Origin of the sequence: Flammeovirga aprica JL-4 (genome assembly GCF_012844305.1) — a bacterium.
Classification (GTDB): Bacteria; Bacteroidota; Bacteroidia; order Cytophagales; family Flammeovirgaceae; genus Flammeovirga; species Flammeovirga aprica.
In genome coordinates this window covers 39,067-57,343 of the sequence record NZ_JABANE010000027.1, presented here as the reverse complement: position 1 = coordinate 57,343, position 18,277 = coordinate 39,067, and the positions used below count along the sequence as shown (strand labels likewise).

Annotated in this window: 17 protein-coding genes and 1 pseudogene; 6 read left to right on the top strand and 12 right to left on the bottom strand. The window is 36.5% G+C overall.

Annotation, left to right across the window (positions count from 1 at the left end):
- Positions 1-22: 22 nt before the first annotated feature.
- Positions 23-526, bottom strand: a complete 504-nt coding sequence (locus tag HHU12_RS11995; RefSeq protein WP_169656984.1) for a GNAT family N-acetyltransferase — start codon at positions 524-526, stop codon at positions 23-25.
- Positions 527-992: 466 nt separating this feature from the next.
- Here HHU12_RS11995 and HHU12_RS11990 point away from each other — a divergent pair, with 466 nt between their 5' ends.
- Positions 993-2,150 carry a BamA/TamA family outer membrane protein gene (locus HHU12_RS11990; RefSeq protein ID WP_169656983.1) on the top strand — a complete coding sequence of 386 codons (1,158 nt, stop codon included), beginning with the start codon at positions 993-995 and terminating at the stop codon, positions 2,148-2,150.
- 80 nt (positions 2,151-2,230) lie between these two features.
- Here the strand turns inward: HHU12_RS11990 and HHU12_RS11985 are convergent, their stop codons facing one another.
- The 3 genes from HHU12_RS11985 to HHU12_RS35645 all read right to left on the bottom strand — a co-directional run bounded on the left by HHU12_RS11985 (position 2,231) and on the right by HHU12_RS35645 (position 5,980).
- Positions 2,231-4,876, bottom strand: a complete 2,646-nt coding sequence (locus HHU12_RS11985; protein ID WP_169656982.1) for a glycoside hydrolase family 19 protein — start codon at positions 4,874-4,876, stop codon at positions 2,231-2,233.
- 464 nt (positions 4,877-5,340) lie between these two features.
- Positions 5,341-5,811, bottom strand: coding sequence for a cysteine hydrolase (locus HHU12_RS11980; protein ID WP_205959866.1), 471 nt, complete (start codon positions 5,809-5,811; stop codon positions 5,341-5,343).
- Positions 5,783-5,980: an isochorismatase family protein gene (locus HHU12_RS35645; RefSeq protein ID WP_205959865.1), complete on the bottom strand. Its 198-nt coding sequence runs from the start codon at positions 5,978-5,980 to the stop codon at positions 5,783-5,785. The genes HHU12_RS11980 and HHU12_RS35645 overlap by 29 nt, the downstream gene beginning before the upstream one ends.
- A 326-nt stretch (positions 5,981-6,306) precedes the next feature.
- On the opposite strand from HHU12_RS35645, the gene HHU12_RS11975 reads away from it, so the two are divergent.
- From HHU12_RS11975 to HHU12_RS11960, 4 genes are all read left to right on the top strand, one after another.
- The gene (locus tag HHU12_RS11975; protein ID WP_169656981.1) at positions 6,307-7,989 is read left to right on the top strand and encodes a PAS domain-containing sensor histidine kinase; all 1,683 of its coding nucleotides are present in this window, start codon (positions 6,307-6,309) and stop codon (positions 7,987-7,989) included.
- Position 7,990: 1 nt separating this feature from the next.
- Positions 7,991-8,647 carry a response regulator gene (locus tag HHU12_RS11970; protein ID WP_169656980.1) on the top strand — a complete coding sequence of 219 codons (657 nt, stop codon included), beginning with the start codon at positions 7,991-7,993 and terminating at the stop codon, positions 8,645-8,647.
- A gap of 127 nt (positions 8,648-8,774) precedes the next feature.
- Positions 8,775-8,921: a hypothetical protein gene (locus HHU12_RS11965; RefSeq protein WP_169656979.1), complete on the top strand. Its 147-nt coding sequence runs from the start codon at positions 8,775-8,777 to the stop codon at positions 8,919-8,921.
- A gap of 574 nt (positions 8,922-9,495) precedes the next feature.
- A complete protein-coding gene (locus HHU12_RS11960) occupies positions 9,496-11,025 on the top strand; it encodes an arylsulfatase (RefSeq protein WP_169656978.1) in 1,530 nt (509 codons plus the stop codon).
- A gap of 378 nt (positions 11,026-11,403) precedes the next feature.
- Here HHU12_RS11960 and HHU12_RS11955 read toward each other — a convergent pair whose 3' ends face one another.
- The gene (locus HHU12_RS11955; RefSeq protein WP_169656977.1) at positions 11,404-11,787 is read right to left on the bottom strand and encodes an AAA family ATPase; all 384 of its coding nucleotides are present in this window, start codon (positions 11,785-11,787) and stop codon (positions 11,404-11,406) included.
- Between the two features lie 99 nt (positions 11,788-11,886).
- Between HHU12_RS11955 and HHU12_RS11950 the strand changes: the two genes are divergently transcribed.
- A complete protein-coding gene (locus HHU12_RS11950; protein WP_169656976.1) occupies positions 11,887-12,144 on the top strand; it encodes a hypothetical protein in 258 nt (85 codons plus the stop codon).
- A 122-nt stretch (positions 12,145-12,266) separates the two neighbouring features.
- Here the strand turns inward: HHU12_RS11950 and HHU12_RS11945 are convergent, their stop codons facing one another.
- The 7 genes and pseudogenes from HHU12_RS11945 to HHU12_RS11920 all read right to left on the bottom strand — a co-directional run bounded on the left by HHU12_RS11945 (position 12,267) and on the right by HHU12_RS11920 (position 18,210).
- Positions 12,267-13,253: an NAD(P)H-dependent flavin oxidoreductase gene (locus tag HHU12_RS11945; protein ID WP_169656975.1), complete on the bottom strand. Its 987-nt coding sequence runs from the start codon at positions 13,251-13,253 to the stop codon at positions 12,267-12,269.
- Between the two features lie 215 nt (positions 13,254-13,468).
- The gene (locus HHU12_RS35930) at positions 13,469-13,963 is read right to left on the bottom strand and encodes a T9SS type A sorting domain-containing protein (RefSeq protein ID WP_394353197.1); all 495 of its coding nucleotides are present in this window, start codon (positions 13,961-13,963) and stop codon (positions 13,469-13,471) included.
- 66 nt (positions 13,964-14,029) lie between these two features.
- Positions 14,030-14,281 (bottom strand): annotated as a pseudogene (locus HHU12_RS35925) (carbohydrate-binding protein); the annotation flags it as partial.
- Positions 14,282-14,293: 12 nt separating this feature from the next.
- Positions 14,294-16,129, bottom strand: a complete 1,836-nt coding sequence (locus HHU12_RS11935) for a carbohydrate-binding protein (RefSeq protein ID WP_169656973.1) — start codon at positions 16,127-16,129, stop codon at positions 14,294-14,296.
- A 175-nt stretch (positions 16,130-16,304) separates the two neighbouring features.
- Positions 16,305-17,087 carry a methyltransferase domain-containing protein gene (locus HHU12_RS11930; protein WP_169656972.1) on the bottom strand — a complete coding sequence of 261 codons (783 nt, stop codon included), beginning with the start codon at positions 17,085-17,087 and terminating at the stop codon, positions 16,305-16,307.
- Positions 17,088-17,322: 235 nt separating this feature from the next.
- The gene (locus tag HHU12_RS35920; protein ID WP_169656971.1) at positions 17,323-17,736 is read right to left on the bottom strand and encodes a cyclic nucleotide-binding domain-containing protein; all 414 of its coding nucleotides are present in this window, start codon (positions 17,734-17,736) and stop codon (positions 17,323-17,325) included.
- A gap of 72 nt (positions 17,737-17,808) precedes the next feature.
- A complete protein-coding gene (locus HHU12_RS11920; protein ID WP_169656970.1) occupies positions 17,809-18,210 on the bottom strand; it encodes a hypothetical protein in 402 nt (133 codons plus the stop codon).
- Positions 18,211-18,277 lie beyond the last annotated feature (67 nt).

Below are 18,277 nucleotides of genomic sequence, written 5' to 3'. Positions count from 1 at the left end.
TGTGTAATAAGGATGGACTTTTTTATTTGCAATAACTAAACATCTTCAGCTGTATACCATCATCTTCTGTGAAATAGTGTCTGAATTCCAATCCCAGTTTCAAAGCAATCTTTTCAGATGCAATATTACCATCTTCTACTACGGCAAAAATAGGGTTTACTTTCCATTCATTGACTCCATAATCAAAAACCACTTTCGCAGATTCATAAGCATAGCCTTTCCCTTGAAACTTCTGGCTTAAAATCCACCCAATCTGAATATCATGAGTATCCGGCAATTGGTTTAAATTGATAAGGCCTATTAATTCTTTAGAGTCATGCTCTCTCACTGCCCAGATATATCCTTCCCTGTTTTTGGCCTCGTTGACTTTGCGATGCAATTTTAAAACATGCTCAACACGGCTTAATCCTTGAAGGGGAGTAATATATTTGAAGATGTCATCTTCATTGAAAATCTCTAATATTTCATCAAAATCAGAAGGCTGAATAACCTCTAGTTGTAGTCTGTCTGTTTGAAATGCACGCATATTGTCAGTGAAAAGTGGTGAATGGTAAAAGTATATTCAGAAATCAACTCATCTAAGTGATAGCATAAAGGTACCTAAAATTGTTAATATATTAAATTCAAATCAAAAAAACTGAACAATCGTTCAATATATTCCGTACATTTTTATTATAGCTCTAATAGTTTAATTATAGAAATAAGAAACACTATGAAAAAGATACTTTCTAACTGCAGAAAAATTATGGTTCTAGGGATTAAAGCGGCTGTTATTTCAGCAGAAGTTTATAATCTGAAGAACAATAAAAATACAAAGTAGGAAATGCGAGAACATCTTAAACGTTAATGTTTGAGGTGTTTTTTTATGACTAAAGCAATTGATTACTCAGAATTTATAATATCTTTGTTTAGAGGTCTTTATTAGATTTCTATGCATAATAACACAGTTCAATTTCTTTATTAACTCTTCAAATTCGTTTGACTCTCTTTCCATGAAATATTTCAAACTATTCTCTTTTTTATCTTTATTTTTCATCTATCAAAATGCATCTGCTCAAAGCACATTTCAAAAATACTTTATTGATTCAGTAGACAATGCTGTAGATGTCAGTAACTTTTTGAATGCTGGTTTTGGTTTTTTACCAGTACCTATCATCATCACCGAACCCGCAGTAGGATTTGGTGGAGGTTTGACTGCTATTTATTTTCATGGACAGAAAAAACAAAGAGAAAACCTTGACACCTTAAATCGTTATGCACAGAGCAAAGACCTTCCTCCTATTACCACAGGAGTGGCAGGAGCTTATACTGCAAATGGTACTTGGCTAGGAGCTCTTTTCCATCAAGGATCTTATAAAAATGACCGTTTCCGCTATTTGGGTGCTTTAGCCTATCTCTCTCCCAACCTCACTTTTTATGGCTCTGGTGTAATTGATGATGGAGAATACAGTTTCAATATGCAGGGCTTGATGACTTTTCACGAGTTCCTATTCAGGCCCAAAAAAGATCTTCCACTTTTTACAGGCCTTAATTATATTTTCTTTAATAATAACGTAACGTTTATCGATAATGAGCCTGAAACTGAACCGCTGAAAGAAGCTACAAATCTTGGGGGAATGAATGTAGTACTGATGTGGGACAATAGGGATAATACCTTTACTCCTACAAAAGGTATAATGACCGCAACGGAGTTTGGTCTATTTGATAAATCCCTGGGAGGTGATAATGATTACACCAATTTCGCTCACCGAACCTATTTCTACCTGCCCATCAAAAAGAAAAAACTCTTCTCCGGTTATCGCTTGCAATATCAAGCAAAATGGGGTGATAATGTTCCTTTCTTCGAACTTCCATTTGTAAGCCTAAGAGGTATTCCTGCTCTCCGCTATCAGAATCATAATGCATTGGTGCTAGAAACTGAGTGGAGGTGGCAAGTGTTCAGCAGATGGAGCGCTGTAGGTTTTGTAGGAACTGGCTTCACTGCTCCTAAAATTCAAGAGTTTGATTTCACACAATCAAGAGTGGCTGGAGGATTTGGTTTCCGCTATTTTATTGCCTCTGATTATGGTTTGCATGCAGGTATTGATGTTGCAAGAGGTCCTGAGATATGGGCTTGGTACTTGACTGTAGGTAGTAATTGGTTTAGATAATATGAGTTAAGAGTTAAGAATGAAGGTGGTTCTTGTTATGGTACAAGAACCACCTTCATTCTTAACTCAAAATTACTTTTCTATTTAATCAATTTCTTCCAAGTCTTCTTTCCTTCAGAAGATTCCAAAAGAAGGTAATACATCCCCTTTTCCATTGTAGAGAAATCAATATCCAACTTTGATTGTTGATCCTCTAATGAAAGGATTTTTTGCCCATTTCCATTAAACAATGCTACTTGATAGGTAGTGTTTTGTATCAATTGTACATGAAGGCGGTTGACCACAGGATTCGGATAGATTTTTATATCATCCTGAAGACTACTACCAATTGTGATTTTTCTCGCATTCGAAGCACCACATTCTCCAATAGGTTTCCACCAATGATCTGCTGTTCCTGGCGTTACATTATATAAATTGTTCACTACAGATTCATACAATTTTCCTTGGTAACTCACCACATCACCACTTTGATAAATGGATGGGTAAGCTGTGTATTCCTCTACTCCATTACAATCTCCACCTGTTGTTTTTTGGGTTACTGTGATGGTTACTGAAGCAGAAGCTTGTCCCCCTTCATTGTCCGTCACAGTGGTACTGATCGTATGATTTCCAAAGGAAGAAGGAGTGAAATTAAAAGTAGACTGATTGAAAGTTGCACCATCAACCGTTGAAACAATGGATGTCACTTGACCATCAGTATCATTGGCTACAATAGAAACGCTGACTGGAGATAATGTTTCCTGTTCGATATTGCTGTCAACTACAATAGTTACTGTAGGCAATTGATTTTCTGTTGTCTCTTCTTTGAAAAGGAGCTGAATACTTTTCGAAGTAGATTGCCCTTTGGAATCAGTGGCAATTGCTGTGATGGTATACTGACCGAAGGCAGTTGGTGTAAAGGTAAATTGTGGAGCTGTACTTACTTCCTGATCATTTGCTGTAATGCTCCAAGTCAAAGCCCCTTTATCATCCGTTCCTTCCACTTGTATATTCACTGCTGACAATGATGTATAAGTCGTGTTATTTGCAGGCGAAATAAAATTAACAACTGGTGGATTATCCACTTCACCGCCACCTGAACAAGTTCCTAACAGTTGCCATGTAGAAGGATCTTGATCTGGTTGATTTCCTGTAGACCACCACTTTTGGAATGTATAAATCTGATTGTTGTAAACCACTTTCATACCGTTAGTTTGATATGTTTTTGATGCACTCCACTCTTCCGCTCCTGTACAATCAAAAGTATATCCAGGGCAAGTTGCTTTGATTTTCCATACATTGGATGAGCCAGGAATATCTGTTTCCTTCGTCTCCCATCCTGCACTGTAAACAATACCTTCATACACTACTTCATCACCCGTAACATAGACTTTTGCTTCCCAAGCTGTGCCACAGTTGACTTTTGGGTCAATGATTTCAATAGCATAATTTAAAGTACTCTGCTCTCCAAAACGATCTTCAGCAACAACTGTGATAGTCAAAACACCATAGGCTGAAGGCGTAAATGAAGCTGTTGTTCCGGTAGTCGATAAAACAGTTCCATCAACAGCAATAGACACATTTTCTATTGCCTGATCCTCTTTATCCAATACACTTGCTTCAATTGAAATCGCTGAAAAAGTCTCCATACGCACTTCATTTGAGGTAGGTGAAAGCAATGAGATTCTCGGTTGCTTTGGAGTTGGCTCTGGTTCATTGCCACCAAAGGCACGTTGATTGGCACAACCGCAGGTATTACAAGTGGACTGACCGTCTAAATCTGTCGTTACATTCAAGATGGAAGAGTGTCTTTCATAATGCCCTATTCTGCTCAGTACTTTCGCCTTTTCAGTGCCAGAACCACATTCCAGTCCACCATTGATGATATTAACCGTTACACCAAAACCGGGAAATCTATTATTTTCTAAATCATAAGATGTCGGCTCCCAATTTCCCACCATTACATCGTGAGCAGAAGGTTTAGGATACTGTGGTGTCATCCAAAACCAAATGGCAGTTTGAAATGCCAAAGCACCATCTTCAATCACTCTTTCAGGATTGGCTAATAATACATTTTTGTCGCCGTATAAAAACTGACTGACCTGCCCGTAATTGTAGTTCCATGAAAGTTGAATTGGTCCTCTTCCGTGATACGATTTGCCGGGTACTGCAGGATAATCTGGGTGGTTCTGTTCTACATAACCAATCAAGTCTGTGCCGGCATAGCTCACCTCTTCTCTGAAATACAATCCCCAAGCATATTTTCCACCGGGAGCAGTGGCCCATCCTCCTGTTGTTTCCTGTGAGATATTGGCCAAAAATGCCGACAATTCTCTACGACGTTGTTCTTGTGTTCCTTCCGCTAAAAACATAGCATAATCCACCTCTTTCATGATGATGCTTTTCTGCGAATTCCATGAATCATCAAACCCTGCATCTGTTCTGATGACTTTAGTGACTCCCGTGGTTTTATCTTCTCTTGTGACCTTGTAAAGATTGGTTCCTTCTCTTCTTTCCATGTATACCTTTATGTTTTTCATCCGCTCTATGGCTTCCAAAAAACTTGCATACGTATAAAAATCATTGGCTGGATTGAATACATACCCTCCATCTGGAGCCGACTCTGTGCCAAATCGGTAAGGGAAAAGTTCATTGTATTCTTGTTCGGTCAGTGGATTTTGTGCGTTAGATACTGAAGGTAGTAAAAAGACTAACACACACATTGATAGTGTTGTTATAAACTTCATGTGTAGTAGTAATAATAAGTTGGTTGAAATAGTAGCTTCTTACTGCTGAAGCTTTGATTAGCTAAAACTAGGGGGTATTGGAAGAGTAAAAAAATTAGAAAGGGGTACATTTAAGAGGTCATCAATCTCATTTATTTTATGATGAATGGGTACAAAAAGTTGAGAATTGGAGGTATAGAGGTCAGTTAGGAGGGTACATTGCTTTTTTTAAAAGTTAAGAGCTAAGATGGTTTGCAAAAAAGGGGTTAAGTCTGACTTAAGTAAAGTTATGAAACCATTCTAATGAAGAATTAAGAGTGAAGAATGATGGTTCTTAAGGTGTTTTTTATGGAGGTTCGTGAGAAGCAAGGCATTGCGTCTCAACAGAGGTAACCTTTCAATTTAATAAATTAAGAAGGTGTGGTGTCGTTTTGTATGACCACAACACGAACCATCATTCTTCATTCTTCATTCTTCATTCAAAATTACTCATAGCCTCTGCCCACTAAAGCAATCTCTTTTCCTTCTTCTAAAGAATGGATAAATGCTTCCGCTGCAAGTGGTTGACTAAACATTGGGAAATCATGTTTCACCGCATTTTCGTGTTCTTCCACGCTAGTAGCAGCACAGCAATCGGTCAGTGTGATCACGTTGTACCCTTTTTCATAGGCAGTACGCATTGTCGATTCTACACAGCAGTTGGTTAAGAAACCTGCTAATACCACATTCTGAATCCCTTTGCTTCTTAAGATAAAGTCAAGGTTGGTACTGCAAAACGTGTCCAATCCTTTTTTTCCTTCAATAATGATGTCTTCAGGTTGTGGTTTAATAAATTCAATCAACTCACTACCCCATTGGTCTTTTAGGAAAGCATTGTTGTCCACCACCCCTTTCAAAATGCCGTAAGGTGTTTGGGTCAATTCTCTATTAGTCGCTGGAGAATGAAATGGGAACATAGATGATTTCTATCCCTTTTTCTCTTGCCGCTTTGATGACCGCTTCTGTTTTTGAGAGCATGTCAGTTTGATGCATTACTTCTTTCACTGCATCATGAAATATGCCTCCTGGAGTTGCAAAATCATTTTGGAACTCAATGAGCACTACGGCGGTTTGCTTATAATCCATTATTTATAGAATTAAATAGTTAGTAAAAAATTGATTTAGTACTTCATCAGCGCTAAGTTTTCAGATAGAAATAGCTATGCTTCATTGTATCTGTTTACGAAGTGCATGTTTGTGAAATTAAGGTAATTGAAAATCAGTCAATACACAAATTATAAACGTGGAGAGTTGATTGAAGTATCTTAACTTAATACGTAATTATCAAAAAGGTAAAATGGAGGAAAGTCCTTTCTTATACTTTGGAATAAGAAAAAAACAAAGACTGTAACATCAATTACACCACAATTATAGTAACTTTCTATTCTGAATATTTTAAGCTGAATTTCACGATGAAAATCAAAACCACTTTTACCAGTCTTTTTGGAGTGATCATTATTTCACTTCTATTGCTCTCCATGCTCTTTTTAGCATTACTGAGCAATAGAAAAGCGTTTGGTAAAATGCAGATCAGCCGCCACAAAAGTATCATAGTGAAAAATGAAATGGAAGACGGCAGCCGTGAAATGCATCAGTTGTTGTTACACTATATTACAAGTGAAAACGTAAAATATCTCAATGAGTATAACACGCTAAAAACTAGTATTCAGCATATCAATCTTGATAATTTGGAGCTTGAACAGGAAGAACAAAATAAAATCAATCAAACACTAAAACTACTTAAGGAGCAAGTCAAAAAGGAAGAGCATATTTTACAGCAATATCAAGAAAATAACCAAGATGCTGCACTTCATTATTTCTATCAGGAAAGTTATGAACAACTCATCAAAACAATCCATGTTGAGCTGGATCAGTTTGAAAGTGATATGATTCAAAAAACCCAAAGCGTGTGGGAATTAAACAGAGCAGAAGGCTTCCAATACTTTTATTCTTCCCTTACATTTTTGTTATTCATACTCGTCTTTTCATGTATTTCATTTTATCTGATCCGAAAGAGATTACAACGTCAAGAAGTGATTGATTTTCGTTTCAAGGAAAGTGTTGAGGATCTCAAAAAGGTCAAACAGGAACTTGAAAAAAGTGATGAGCGTTTTACATTGGCTGTAGAAGGAACTGGTCTTTTGATATGGGATTTTGACACAAAAAATAAAACCATCAATTGGTTCCCTAAAGGCTGTTGTTTGTTTGATTATCCTTATGAAGAGATCATTCCAACGCTGGATTTTCTGAGAGAACATATACACAAAGATGATCTGGAGATTTTACAAAAACAGATTGAACATCATAAAGCTACAAGGGATAAAATCTATTTTGATGCCCGTTTTTATACAAAAGATAAAACACTGAGATGGTACAGATGTCACGGTGCTCCCGTGTATCAGCAAGGGGAACTCGCACGCATTGTCGGTACTTTTAATGATATCACTGAACAACTTCATCAGGATGAAAAAATAGTGGATGCTATTCTCGAAACGGAAGATAAAGAAAGGAGTCGTATCGCTCGTGAGATTCACGACAATCTGCAACAAACCATGTCAACGGCCATTCTCAACCTTGAAAAAGTAAGAGCAGAAACGGTGATTACAAATGAGGAGGAGAAAAAGCATTTTAATATTGCTTATAGTTATCTCAAAAAAGCTATTCAAGAGAGCAGAACGTTGGCTCACAACTTAATGCCAAAAGTAGTTAGTGCCAATGGTTTGGTATCGGCAATTCAAGCATTGATTTCTGCTTTGCAGGGCACCACCTCTACGGAAATTCATTTTTATGAAAATTTAGGGGAGGAAAGAGTGAAACTTTCTGTGGAGATGACGTTGTATAGAATTGTACAGGAAAGTATTAATAATATGATCAAACATGCAGAAGCTTCTCAATGTACCATACAGTTGTTGAAGCATCCGGATATGATTGTATTGACAATTGAAGATGATGGAGTGGGGTTTGATTTGAATACAAAAGTAGATTCTTTTGGGCTCAATAGTATGAAAACAAGGGCCAATGCTGTGGGGGCCTATTTCCAGATTTCTTCACAAAAAACGAAAGGAACAGAAATTATTTTTGAACTTGGAATATAATATGAATACACCTATCAAATTAATATTGGTGGATGATCACATCATGATCAGAGAGGGGTTGAAATCGTTCTTACATCAAGACCAATTTCTAATTGTAGGAGAAGCTAACAACGGTCAGGAGGCATTGGAACTTCTGAAAGAAAACGAGGTCAATGTAGTGGTAACAGACATTATGATGCCTGAAATGGACGGCATTGAATTATCGAAAGCTATCACAAAAGAATATCCTGAAGTGCAGATACTTGCCCTGACTATGATGAACGAAAATTACAACATCAAGAAAATGCTGAGTGCAGGTGCGAAGGGTTATGTGTTGAAAGATTGTACGCAGGATGATTTGAGAAATGCCATCAAAACCGTTGCACAAGGGAAATCTTTTTATTCATCTGAAGTCACTAACATCATTATGGAAGGGCTATCTAGTGTTCCTTCTTCTAAAAAAAGAGTGTCATCAGAAATTCCATTGACAGGAAGAGAAAAAGAAATACTGCACTTGATCTGTAAGGAATATTCTAATCAGGAAATTGCTGATGAGCTGTTTATTTCAACTAGAACCGTGGAAACACATAAGAGAAATCTTTTGGAGAAAACAGGTGTGAAGAACGTAGCTGGTCTTGTTTTGTTTGCCATTGAGAGAAAGCTTTTTGATGATTTATAAATCAATTTTAATTCTAAGGGAAACACGCAAAAATCAAAACTCCGGTTTATACAGACCTATGCCTCAGCACTGTACTCTACCTTTGTAATATGAAAAATCGGTTTTAAATATTACAAATAGTACAAACATGAAAAAATTTAAATTATTCGTTTTAGTGATCTCATTGCTAGGTACAACTGCCATGACATCTTGCAGCAGTCAAGATGAAGAGTTAGGACCAATTACACCGGAACATCCAATTGTTGATCCTACTCCCACTCCATTTTCAAAGTAAATTGTAAGTACTAGGACAAAAAATGTGGACATTTTGTCTTGGTTCTTAAGGGATAGAAAGTAACTGAAGCCTTCATTACATTTTGTAGTGAAGGCTTTTTTGTGTGCTATCAACTTTCGTCTCTCTTCACCACAACACTGTTAACCAGGTTTTTACATTCAATTTATTTAGCAGTTGATAAAAACTAAGGGAAACACGTAAAAATCATTTATACCGAAATTACAGACCTATCTCTCCTACCACACTCCTACCTTTGTGTTGTTATTAAATAAGGAAAAAGCAGTAATTGAAAACAGTAACTTAATGGTTTTAGTAAGCGAAATCTTCAAGATGCTAAACTTATAAAAGGATTTGGTCTGAGTGGGTATTACTCATTTCTCCCATCACCACTCAGCACCTTATCGTATGATTTATTTTAATTGGTTTTAAGCCCTCCCTACCCTTGTAGAGAGGGCTTTTTTTATAACTAAGGATAAAACTGTGTGATTCACGTAGTTTTTTAAACTCATGCTTTCCCTCTCATTTTTGAGCGTCTCAATTTATAGTTTTGTATCACAATCAATCAGAAAAAATTATGAGAAAATATCTATTTCTTGTCTTTCTTTTCGCTTTAAGTGAAATGACTTATGCAGACAAAAGACCAAACATTATCATGATTATGACAGACGATGTGGCTCCACAGGATTTGTCTATTTATCATAGAGGATTGGGTGCGGTAAACACCCCTAATATTGATCAGATTGGTAACGATGGAATGATGCTTACTGATTATTATGCGCAACAGAGTTGTACTGCCGGAAGATCTTCCTTCCTTACAGGTCAATACCCTATTAGAACCGGTTTGACCTCTGTAGGACAGCCTGGAGCAAAATTAGGACTCAGTGAGAAGGATGTAACTATTGCAGAATTATTACAAGATCAAGGTTATGCAACAGCACACTTTGGAAAAAGTCATGTTGGTGACCGAAATGAACATTTACCAACGGTACACGGGTTTGATGAGTTTTATGGTTTCTTATATCATTTAAATATGATGGATATGCCAGAACAACCTGAATTCCCAGATGACCCTAACTTTGTGGGGAGACCACGTAATGTCATTTACAGTAAAGTAACTTTAAAGGATGATACAACGGTAGATCCTCGCTGGGGAAAAGTAGGTAAACAAGTAATAGAAGACAGAGGAGAATTGGGTAAACTCAGACAAGAAACTTTTGATGATGAGGTATTGGAATACTCTCAAAAATGGTTGAAAGAAAAGAAAAAAGCAGACGAGGAGTTTTTCCTATTCTTCAATCCATCAAGAATGCATCAGGAGATTTATGTAAGTGAGAAATGGAAAGGAAAAAGTGGACATAGTACTTATGCCGACGGCCTTTTACACCTTGATTACTTAGTAGGCGAACTATTGAAAACATTGGATGAAATTGGGGAGACTGACAATACCATTGTAATGTTTACTTCTGACAATGGCGTTAACCTAGCCCATTGGCCAAGTGGCGGTACAGCTTCTTTTAGAGGTGAAAAAGGAACTACTTGGGATGGTGGTTTTAGAGTGCCAATGCTGGTTAAATGGCCTAAGAATATTCCTGCTGGGACCTATAGCGGTGAGCTGTTTACTGCTGAAGACTGGTTGCCTACTTTAATGGCAATGATTGGTGAGGAAGATGTGAAAGAAGAATTATTAGAAGGTAAGAAAGTCAATGGCAATGATTATAAAGTACATATCGATGGTTATAATCAAACGGATATACTTCTTCAAAATGGAAAATCGAAAAGGAGAGAGTTTTTCTTCTATGCCGAAAATGAACTTCAAGCCATCCGTGTAGACCACTGGAAAATCTATCTGGCAGTGAAAGATGAATGGCTGAAAGATTCTGAAAAACTACCAGGAGGTATGATCGTTAACTTGAAATTAGATCCATATGAAAGATCAATTGACACACCTGGTCATTTCCTTTGGATGAAAGAAAAAACATGGGTGCTGCCAACAATTGCACCTCCACTAAAAGCTTTTGCTGAAAGTATGAAAGCCTTCCCTTCTAGACAAAAAGGAACGGGTATTGGAGCGGCTGCCATCTTGAACCAGCTGAATTCTAAGTAAAAAATAAAGAATGAAGAACCTTTATTATGGCTGTTGGGACGTTGCAATGCGACGTCCTCACAAACTACTTCATTCAAAATACAATAATATTTAAAAGAGAAGAAAGATGTCTTACTTCAGACATCAACTTAGTCAGGATTAAAACCGATGTAAATGATGTAAGCCGAGTGTATTTTATACTTGGCTTACTAAGTTTTCGAATATTGATGGTATTTAGGTTTAAAATCATTTAGGCGAAAGGAATGGAATTTAGCTTTTGACTTCTAAGCCTAGATTTTTTGCTTTGCTTTTCAATAATGGAAAAATGAAGAAGGAAGCTTGAAAGTAGATCATCGAAAGTTTGTAGAAGTGTCGTTTGAAAGTCGACGATAATTTAGTTTACAATATTATCTCAAACCGCTCCATCATTCTTCTAATATTACTATCCGGTACATTATGAATAGACTGGCTTCCATGCCTGTTTTCTACAACCAAGGTAGACACTTGATAACCGTATTTTTCCGCTAGGATAAAGTAATTTCTCATTTCGTCTTCCGTAGTAAATGTGTTGGAAACCACTATCAATTCCTGATTTTTAGACATACAGAGTTTTACCATTTCCTCGCACTGCTTATGGGCAAAAGGTAGGTTTTTAGGATCAAATTGATATTCACCTTTTTCATTGACCATAAAGTCATCCGCTTCAATTGAGCCTCCCATTGCTTGTGCAACGGTTGTCTTTCCTGCACCGGGTAAACCTCTGAGTAATATCAATTTCTTCATTTGTTAATAAAAATAAATAAGCGTTTTATATTCAACTTTTAAAGATAAGCACTAACTTTATAGAAAGTAGATTTTTAATTATTACTTCCAAAAAAACTAATGGTACGCCTTCAACATATTACCTTCAACAAACTGAGCTTGATCCAGAAAGCAGAGATCGTGCAATACTTTTCAGACTTCCTTACCTCAATGTACAAGACAGGTAAAAAATTTGAACTTTATAATTACGATGGTGCCTACATACAGGTCAATTATAAGAACGGTAACAATATAGAAAATGAAATAGAGTCGATTTACGAGATCGATAAAATTTCACAGTATTGCCCTTCTATCGACTGGAAAAAAATATTGAAATAAAAAGGCTTAACTGTATGTGTGATACTTTTAAGCCTTTCTTTTTTATGCTATATTTTCCTTGCCTGTATAACAATTTACCTGATCAACCTCTTTAAAAAGAGCGGTCTCAAACATGCTATAATTTACCTTTCCACCACATTTGTTGTAGAAGTATACTCTTCCACCATACTTTCCACCACTTCTTTTACAGAACGGATGGATTTTACGTATTCGATGGATGGGCCTGCACACCACACCGTTTTATAAGTGGCACCGAAAGCCGACTTCTCAAGCATTTTCATACCCTTATAGAAAGTAAGCATTTTGGCGAATTTCTTTAGCTTTTTGTTTTTGTTGAGCAATGATTCCAGCCAGTTTTGTTTTGTACCGATTTCCTGCATGTAAGGAGTATTGATCACCGTACATGGCGTGCCCGAAAGCTTTGTGGTCATCACAATATCTTTAGCGCCATAATCTACACAGGCCTGTTTGTAAGCGTCATTGACACCACCCTCATGCGTAGCGATGAATGGACTTCCCATAGAAATACCCACCGCACCAAGGTCTATCTTTTCTTTCCATTGCACTCCGTTGCCAACACCTCCGGCTGAAATCACAGGTATATCACAAGCTTTTACCAAAGCAGGTACTAATTCACTGGCAGATGTTGGCCCTGCATGTCCCCCAGCTTCTTTATTTACTGCAATCACGGCATCTGCACCTAATTCCTGTACCTTCAATGCGTACTTGGTATCTACTACATCACAGAAAACTCTGATGCCTGCAGGTTTACATTTCTCTATGATTTTGCGTGGAGAACCCAAAGAAGTAATGATAAAATCTACGCCCAGTTCCACACAGGTATTTAATTGTTCTTGTAAGCGGACATTGGATTTATTGGCAATTAAATTTACCCCAAAAGGTTTATCGCCAATTGCAGTTCTGATCTCGTGGATAGCTGCTCTAAAATCTTTGTCAGTTCTGTAGTTTAAGGCTGGAACGGTCCCTGTAATACCGCTTTGTGCAGCGGCAATCAGCATTTCAGCATTAGAAACTAAAAACATAGGAGCCATAATCATCGGGTAATCAATACCCAACATTTCAGTTAGTGGTGTGGAAATTTTTTCCATAGTGTGTGTTGTATTGGTTAAAAATAGTATGCATGCATACTAAATATTTTATTACAATATGGAAAAAATATGGTGGATATAAAAATATTAGGTGGTGAATTACATTCTCAGTGATTAATGAAGGAAAAGGGAAATAGATGATATCAAATACAAAAAACTTCCTTTCTGTAAAACAAAAAGGAAGTTCCACTAAAATCTGTTGGATTCAGATTTTTCTACAATGCAATCAATTTTAACTTTTCAGTTTTTGATCCACCAACTACTGATATAATATAAATTCCTTTTTCAAAGAGGTGAGCTGGTATTTTAGAATATCTAGCGTTGATTTTTTGAGAATACACTTCTCTACCTTGCATATCAAACACTTTCAATACCGCCTCTCCATTGTCCTCAGAATACTCTATTGTCACATCCTTTTTATTTACAGGATTTGGATAAACTTCAAATGTGGTATTCAATGGCTCTACACCTAAAACTCTTTGATTTGAAGATGCACCCATGATTTCTATATGTGCCCATGATTCTACTCCTTTAAAAGTAATATGGTATTTTCCATTCTCTTTCGGAGGGAAACTATTGACCCAGGTATTTGTAATATCCATTCCATTAATGGTCACTGACGCTGTACCCCATGAATTAATATAGCTGATATTTTCTGTGGTCACCCAGCACTTCTCTTCAATACCATCATAAGAGAAATCAAGCTGTATTTGAGGGCAGTCATCTTCAATGATTTCCTCTTCTTCTTCAGTATCTTCTAATAACTCAAATTGGAGTGCTTTAATGTTAAATCCTCCTTTTTCGAACACAAATTTCACTTCTTTTTGACCATTGGAAAGAATAAAACTGTTGGTCGATTGTGTACTGAAGGCTTCCCAACCTCCTGTGCTTGGTACAGCAGTAGTTCCCGTAATGTCTTGTCCATCGATTTCAATATGAAAAGCACTTCCTGCACTGTTTGATGCCAATTCCACATTTACTTGATAACTACCTGACGTTTCTACATTGACAGTATACGACAGCCATTCATTATCCTGCGTTTAACCTATATATAAATCGCCATTGCCACCAATTTGATAGATATCAACGGCATCATTTCTAAACGTCCAATTGTTGTTCCACCATACACCGTTACCATAATCTCCAAGATCACCTACCTCATAATAAGCAAAGCCTTGTTTACCTAAATCATAATGAACAGCTTGAATTATATCAGAGGGAATTGAAATGGATTGGTAAGGTATTGTTGCATTAGTACCTACCATTCTTGTTGTGGCATCAATCACAGAATAATTATAAATGCAATTTTCAATTCTTGTATTTTGAGCCCAATGCATTAAAGCACTTTTGGCCTCGGCCACTGAAGGTTTAGATCCCTCACCGTTCCAGTAATCTACTACATTTTGCAAACCTGCCGGTTTTTCCACCTTTAATAACCCTTGAATCTGCTCTACCTTTTTCAAGGGCCAAAAAGCATATCCAATGTTATTGCTTTCCAATAGTTCAAAACTCTCAGCATACCATTGATTAGAGTTCTCTCCTGTCTCACCACACCAAATTGGCGTATTGGTTGTGTTTCTTAAATCAACAAACTCTTGAATAGAAGCTTGGTCTACATCTGACCAATATTTATGAAATGCATAAACCATATTATCATCAAAAGCGGGTGTTAAACCTCTGAAATCATTGGCCCACCAATTCCCTTCAATAAATACAATATGATTGTTATCGACTTGTCTTAATTCCCAAAGAATAGATTCATATAATTCAAAAAGCATTTGGTTGTTCTCTCCCAAATCCCAATTGGTTTCATTGATTAAATCGTAACCTGCTATCCATTCTTCATTAGCATATCTTGAGGCAATTTCTTTCCACAATTGCACTGTTTTTGATCGGTTCTCCCCTTCTTCCCATAAAGACGGATAAGCAGGATTGTAATCAGAAATAGGCTGATCTTCACCTTGTCCTCCAGGGGCGGCGTGTAAATCCAAGATCAAATACAATTCATATTTTTGAGCCCAAGCCAAAATTCGATCCACCAATTCATATCCTCTGGGTAAAACTGTATTTTGAAATGCCACAGGTTCATCTTGAATAGGGAGCGTGAAAAGGTTGTAATGCAACGGCACTCGAATACTATTGAAGCCCCATGCTTTGATTTGCTGAAAGTCGGCTTCCGTGACCATATTATCCAACCAAGCCTCATGGAATTGCTGTGCGTTCTGTGCTCCAATTACATCTGTAATACCATTCATGATTTCCCATTGAGGACCAAAAGGCACTTCCATAATGTAGCCTTCCTGTACCATCCAACCATCAAGATTTACTGACTTTAGAAGAATGTTGTTACCATTGGCGTCTACAATATTTTTACCTGAAGTATGCAGGAATCCGGTGTTTGCAGGTGGAATCGTTACTGGAGTGATACTAAACCAATTGATATTAAAACCGCCTGTAATGGCTTTTACACCAATTTCATACTCACCTGCAGAAAGCTGAATTTCATGTTCAATGGTCTCCCAAGTTTGCCAGCCACCTGTTGATGGAATAGCTATAGCACCTAAAATTGTGGCCCCTTTATCTTTATCGATTTGCAGTTGGTTCCCGCCATTTTGAGAAGCAACTCTGTATGCTATTTTATAAATACCATCTGAAGGAACAGAAATGAAATAGCTCATCCAATCATCATCATCAATGTACCCGATATTCAACCCTCCACTCTCGTCTTGAGTTGTTTCGGTCTGAATGCCTGACATGGCACAAAAATTTTCAGATTGAATTGTTGCTGGAATGTTTACTGTCTGACAGTTCCCGTTGTTGTCTGCATAGGCTAATTGTTGAGTTAAAAAAAATACCAATAAAAGTAATGTTCTCATAGCTTTACAAGTCTATCGCAATTGTTCGTGTGGATAGACTACAAATATTGAAAATCATCCATCAAATCACCTGTTTTTCATTACGACACTTTTACGACAAAGCTAGAAAACAACCGTTTTTTGTTACTACATTTTTTTAGTTTGAGGAGAAATACTCACTTCAAATTTCAAATAATTAAATCTTCCCCCTTACCTCATTCAACATCATGGTCATGGACACCGCTTTCTCATCTACCCATTTATTATAGTCTTTAATAGCTCTTAAACGGTCGCGTTCAGACATATATCCTTCAGTTGAAATCTGCTCCAAACCTGCTACCTGAGACCATATTTTGACTCGCTCATAAAAATCTTCTCTTGTATGATCATACAATTCATTAGAAGGAATCACTTCAATCTCTTTAAACCCTGCTTCTTTTAATAAATGTGGCAAATCAGAACCAATAGCGTTATTTATGCCTGCATCTTTTCTCCATTTTAAGAAAGCTTGATAAAAACGCGTCATGGTTAAAGGCGGTTGTGGCACCCATTCTAAACGGTTATGATTGTAATCTAAAAAGGACACTTGTCCGCCGTCCTTTAAAAGTGACTTTACTTTCTGCAAGGCCTCCTTTACGGTGGTCATCCACTGCAATACTCTTGCCCCTACTATCAAATCAAACTTCTCTTCTGTTTCAAAGTTAAAAAGGTCTACTGTTCTTAATTCTAAATTAGAAATGTGGCTGTACACTACATTTCCATGCTCAATCACAGCATATGTATTATCAATACCAATTACCTTTCCTGAAGGGCCTACCAACTTCGCTATATCTTTTGTAATGGCACCCGTTCCACAACCAATATCCAAGACGGTCATTCCCTCTTTTAAAATGGATTTCAAATGTCTAAAATCAACCTCTAAAGACCTTCTATCAAAAACGGTTTTGGCCTCCTCATTCCTTTTAACTGTTTTGTTCATTTTAATAGCAGTTTAAGTTCATTTATTTTTGTAACTCAATTTTTATTGTTTTGATTTCACACTCACAAACTTACTATTGAAAAAATGGAATATCAGAAGTATTATTTAAAATAAAGATGATTTGAAAGAGCTCATAACCAACGAATTAAACAATAATTTAATACCTTAAAATATTATTCAAAATTTTAATCTTTTATAAATACGATTCCTAAGGCATTGAAAATAAAGGAAGTTATTAAGAATTAATCTCTTCAAACTTTTTTTCCCTCTTAAAAAGCATAATCTCTTGAAGCTTTTTGAACTTGATATTATGATCAAAGAGCTTGAAAAGATTTTCTAAGGGAATTTCTATATAGTGAGTGTCTTCTAAAAAGACAATATCAAAAACCTGTGATTTGGTTTGCATAATATGATAAGTGCTGAAAAAATCACCTTTCTGAAAGAAAAATTCTTCCTTCCTATTGGACGATTTTGAGACCAGTTTCACACTCCCTTTTTCAATAAAATAAAAGCACTTATTATGCTTTTCATTTTGAAGTAAATGAGTGTTTTTGGTTGTTTTTTGGGAAAGGAAAATTTTGTTGATCACCGCAACATCTTCAATAGTAATATTAATATACTTTGCGCAATGAGAAATAAATTGTAACATGAAATTGGGGTAAAAAAAATCCCTCTTTCGTGCATGCATAGACGAAAAAGGGATATGTATATAATGAAATACTTATTTTAATTGTTTTGAAAACACAAGTAATTTACGTTGAAGTCTTGCTTTGCTATTATAATCTATTGAAGTGATGTCTTTCAAAAGTGCTTTTTCATAAGTTGCATAAGCATTTTGTACATCTCCAGTTCTTAAGTAATAATCACCCAACACTTCCAATGTGTCGTGATTTTCATCAACGGAAATAGCATGTTCTATCCATTCTTTTGCTAATTCCAAATCTGCATTCCAGTTGATTGACAATTGAGCGGCTTTTGTATAAGTAGCCCAATCATTTGCTTCTGCTTTTTGGACCATTTTCACTAATTCAGAGTTTTCATTTGATTCAGGATACTCAGGTACTGCCGCAAATAAATTCAAAGAAAAGAACAAGCCGATTAGAGAGATAAGTAAGGTTTTCATGGTAATAAAAGTAATTAATTTGAACACTAGTTAATATGCCAATAGTAATTCCATAGTTATGCCAAAA

Bases quoted from the DNA above. Each gene is read 5' to 3' on its own strand.
- HHU12_RS11995 (WP_169656984.1), bottom strand. From the start codon at position 526: ATGCGTGCATTTCAAACAGACAGACTACAACTAGAGGTTATTCAGCCT.
- HHU12_RS11990 (WP_169656983.1), top strand. From the start codon at position 993: ATGAAATATTTCAAACTATTCTCTTTTTTATCTTTATTTTTCATCTAT.
- HHU12_RS11985 (WP_169656982.1), bottom strand. From the start codon at position 4,876: ATGAAGTTTATAACAACACTATCAATGTGTGTGTTAGTCTTTTTACTA.
- HHU12_RS11980 (WP_205959866.1), bottom strand. From the start codon at position 5,811: ATGTTCCCATTTCATTCTCCAGCGACTAATAGAGAATTGACCCAAACA.
- HHU12_RS35645 (WP_205959865.1), bottom strand. From the start codon at position 5,980: ATGGATTATAAGCAAACCGCCGTAGTGCTCATTGAGTTCCAAAATGAT.
- HHU12_RS11975 (WP_169656981.1), top strand. From the start codon at position 6,307: ATGAAAATCAAAACCACTTTTACCAGTCTTTTTGGAGTGATCATTATT.
- HHU12_RS11970 (WP_169656980.1), top strand. From the start codon at position 7,991: ATGAATACACCTATCAAATTAATATTGGTGGATGATCACATCATGATC.
- HHU12_RS11965 (WP_169656979.1), top strand. From the start codon at position 8,775: ATGAAAAAATTTAAATTATTCGTTTTAGTGATCTCATTGCTAGGTACA.
- HHU12_RS11960 (WP_169656978.1), top strand. From the start codon at position 9,496: ATGAGAAAATATCTATTTCTTGTCTTTCTTTTCGCTTTAAGTGAAATG.
- HHU12_RS11955 (WP_169656977.1), bottom strand. From the start codon at position 11,787: ATGAAGAAATTGATATTACTCAGAGGTTTACCCGGTGCAGGAAAGACA.
- HHU12_RS11950 (WP_169656976.1), top strand. From the start codon at position 11,887: ATGGTACGCCTTCAACATATTACCTTCAACAAACTGAGCTTGATCCAG.
- HHU12_RS11945 (WP_169656975.1), bottom strand. From the start codon at position 13,253: ATGGAAAAAATTTCCACACCACTAACTGAAATGTTGGGTATTGATTAC.
- HHU12_RS11935 (WP_169656973.1), bottom strand. From the start codon at position 16,129: ATGAGAACATTACTTTTATTGGTATTTTTTTTAACTCAACAATTAGCC.
- HHU12_RS11930 (WP_169656972.1), bottom strand. From the start codon at position 17,087: ATGAACAAAACAGTTAAAAGGAATGAGGAGGCCAAAACCGTTTTTGAT.
- HHU12_RS35920 (WP_169656971.1), bottom strand. From the start codon at position 17,736: ATGTTACAATTTATTTCTCATTGCGCAAAGTATATTAATATTACTATT.
- HHU12_RS11920 (WP_169656970.1), bottom strand. From the start codon at position 18,210: ATGAAAACCTTACTTATCTCTCTAATCGGCTTGTTCTTTTCTTTGAAT.